Annotated in this window: 2 protein-coding genes; both read left to right on the top strand. The window is 54.7% G+C overall.

Annotated features, from left to right (window positions below; genetic code table 11):
* Positions 1-452, top strand: a 452-nt coding sequence (locus tag VGM48_RS07715) for a sterol desaturase family protein (RefSeq protein WP_331577712.1), incomplete at its 5' end; no start/stop codon positions are given.
* A 405-nt stretch (positions 453-857) separates the two neighbouring features.
* The coding region (gene gcvP, locus VGM48_RS07710; RefSeq protein WP_331577710.1) for an aminomethyl-transferring glycine dehydrogenase at positions 858-3,484 on the top strand (2,627 nt) is incomplete at its 3' end.

The raw sequence follows: 3,484 nt of genomic DNA, 5'->3' as shown, positions 1-3,484 counted from the left end.
ATTCCGCAACGCAGATCTGGGGCATTTTTGTCCATACCGAGCTGATCAATAAAATGGGCTGGCTGGAATATATCCTCGTAACCCCGTCCCATCACCGGGTCCATCATGCCTCCAATCCCAAATACCTGGATAAGAATATGGGTATGTTCCTGATCATCTGGGACCAGTTGTTCGGCACTTTTCAACCGGAGTTAAGCGCAGAAGAATACCAACCCCGCAAATACGGCCTGACAAAACCACTGGAGCGGAAAGGGCCTGCCCATACCGTTTTCCACGAATGGAACGATATCGGGAAAGACCTGTCCCGGACCGATATCGGATGGAAGGAAAAATGGTATTACCTGTTCGGTCCCCCCGGCTGGAGCCATGACGGAAGCCGTATGACCAGCGAGCAAATGCGCCAGGCGGAATCCGGCGAATCCATGGACTACGCCACGGACCCCAATTTTTAAGTTGTCAAGAACGGACCCCATTTCTAATTTCGTCGGACTCCATTTTTAATTTCCTTTTAATTTAACAGGGGGCATATTTTCGGAACAATGGGCTAATTTTACATAGCAATTAGTTCATGTTCTACAAAGTTTAGCATTCAATTTTTTAGGGTTTAGGGGTTTTTCAAAAAAGGCCTGTCCAAGAAGGGGTAAAAATCTTGGACGGCCTTTTTTGTTTATGTCTTTTAATCGGCTTCGCCGATTTGGAGGCCCCTTTCTCATTGATTTCCACCTGTTATCCACGCAGGCACCCGCTGACCGGTCTCCCGCATTTAAAAAGCGCTGTTTTCTCCCTCCGCCGCCGTAACTTTGCACATCTTTTTATCGAATACCCAGCTTTTTAACGGTCAACCTCTATACATAACTATGAATCTATTCGAACAACAGGCGCATGAATTTGCAGGTCGCCATATCGGCCCCGACGAACAGGAAGCAACCCGGATGCTGGCTACCATCGGTATCGGCTCCCTCGATGAACTGATCGATAAGACGATCCCGGCCGCTATCCGCAGCAGGAAAAACCTGGCGATCCCCGGTCCCCTGAGCGAACAGCAATATCTCACCACCCTCCGCCAGGTAGCTTCCCTGAATAAAGTGTATAAATCCTATATCGGACAAGGTTATTACGACACCATCGTCCCCAGCGTCATTCTTCGCAATGTGTTCGAAAACCCGGGCTGGTATACCCAATATACCCCCTACCAGGCCGAGATCGCGCAGGGCCGCCTCGAAAGCCTCCTGAATTTCCAGACGATGGTGGCCGACCTCACCGGCCTGCCCCTGGCCAATGCCTCCCTCCTGGACGAAGGAACGGCGGCAGCCGAAGCCATGACGATGTTCTTTAATGCGAAGAACAAGGACCATGAGCATATTACGACTCCAAAGTTTTTTGTAGACACAAATATTTTCGCCCAGACAAAAGACCTCCTCCTTACAAGAGCACAGCCGATCGGCATCGAGCTCGTAACGGGCGATTTTCGTCAGGCTACGATCGATTCCTCTTTCTTCGGCGCCATCGTCCAATACCCCGGCAGCGACGGGGCCATTCACGATTACCGCTCCTTTATCCAACAGGTACAGAAAGCCGGCGCCTATGTCGTGATGGCAACGGACCTCCTGGCCCTGACCCTGCTCACCCCACCCGGTGAACTGGGAGCGGATGCCGCCATCGGCTCCTCCCAGCGCTTCGGCGTACCCATGGGTTTCGGCGGTCCCCATGCCGCATTCTTCGCCGCCCGCGACGATTTCAAACGAGCCATTCCGGGACGCATCATCGGCGTAAGCATCGACGCCCAGGGTAACCGCGCCCTTCGCATGGCCCTCCAGACACGCGAACAACATATAAAAAGAGAGAAGGCAACCTCCAATATCTGTACCGCCCAGGCCCTGCTCGCCAATATGGCGGCGATGTACGCCGTCTATCATGGACCGGAAGGATTGACCCGCATCGCCAAACGCGTCAGCCTCCTGACCCGCACACTCGCACTCGAGCTGACAAACCTCGGATATACGAACGGCAACGATTCTTATTTCGATACGATCCGTATCAACGTAACGGATCCCACAGCCATCCGCCAGTTGGCAGAAGCATCGGGCATGAACTTCCGGTATTCCGGCAGCCCGTCCATCGGTATCACCCTCGACGAGACCACGACACAGGATGACGTTCTCCAGATCATTTCGATTTTTAGCGAGGCCGCCGGCTCGGGTGTTGCAACCGCAACCTTCGACGTCGACAGCAACCTGGATAATATACCGTCTTCCGTTACGCGCACTTCTGAATTCCTCACGCACCCTGTCTTCAATGCCCATCATAGCGAGACGCAGATGATGCGATACCTGAAAAGCCTGGAGAACAAAGATCTCTCGCTTAATACTTCCATGATCTCCCTGGGCTCCTGCACGATGAAACTGAACGCGGTCACGGAACTGATCCCGGTAAGCTGGCCCGAATTCGGTGGTATCCACCCCTTCGCCCCCGCCGGCCAATGGAAAGGTTATCGCCGGATCCTCACCGAACTGGAGAACTGGCTCAGCGAGATCACGGGCTTTGCCGCCACGTCCTTGCAGCCCAATAGCGGCGCACAGGGCGAATACGCAGGTCTCCTTACCATCCGCGCCTATCATGCCGCCCGTTCGGAAGCACACCGCGATGTCATGCTGATCCCCATCTCCGCACACGGCACCAACCCGGCCAGCGCCGTAATGGCAGGCATGAAGGTGGTGGTCGTCAAGAGCGACGACGACGGCCATATCGACGTGACCGACCTGAAAGAAAAAGCGGTGCAATACAAAGATCAACTCGCCGGTCTGATGGTTACCTACCCTTCAACCCATGGCGTGTTCGAAGAAAGTATAAAGGATATCTGCCGGACGATCCATGACAATGGAGGAATGGTCTATATGGACGGCGCTAATATGAACGCCCAGGTTGGACTGACCAGCCCGGGCCTGATCGGAGCGGACGTCTGTCACCTGAACCTCCACAAGACTTTCGCCATCCCGCACGGCGGCGGCGGTCCGGGTATGGGGCCTATCTGTGTCAACGAAAAGCTGAAGCCCTATCTCCCCGGCCACGTCGATGGCAACCCCGCCCAACCGGGTCACGCGGTCTCCGCCGCCCCTTTTGGATCGGCCAGCATCCTGCTCATCAGCTACGCCTATATAAAAATGCTGGGGGCGGAAGGCGTGAAACGCGCCACCCAATACGCCATCCTCAATGCCAACTATATGAAGGCAAGACTGGAAAAACAGTATAAGATCCTCTATGGCGGCGTTAATGGCACCTGCGCCCACGAATTTATCGTCGACCTGCGCCCTTTCAAGACGAGCGCCGGCATCGAGGCCGAAGACGTGGCCAAACGCCTTATGGACTATGGCTTCCACGCCCCCACGCTTAGCTTTCCCGTTCCGGGCACGATCATGATCGAACCGACGGAAAGCGAAGACAAAGCCGAACTCGACCGCTTCTGCGACGCCATGATCGGCATCTA

The sequence above is a fragment of the Puia sp. genome (assembly GCF_036500295.1).
Classification (GTDB): domain Bacteria; phylum Bacteroidota; class Bacteroidia; order Chitinophagales; family Chitinophagaceae; genus Puia.
This window is presented reverse-complemented; position numbering and strand designations above follow the sequence as displayed.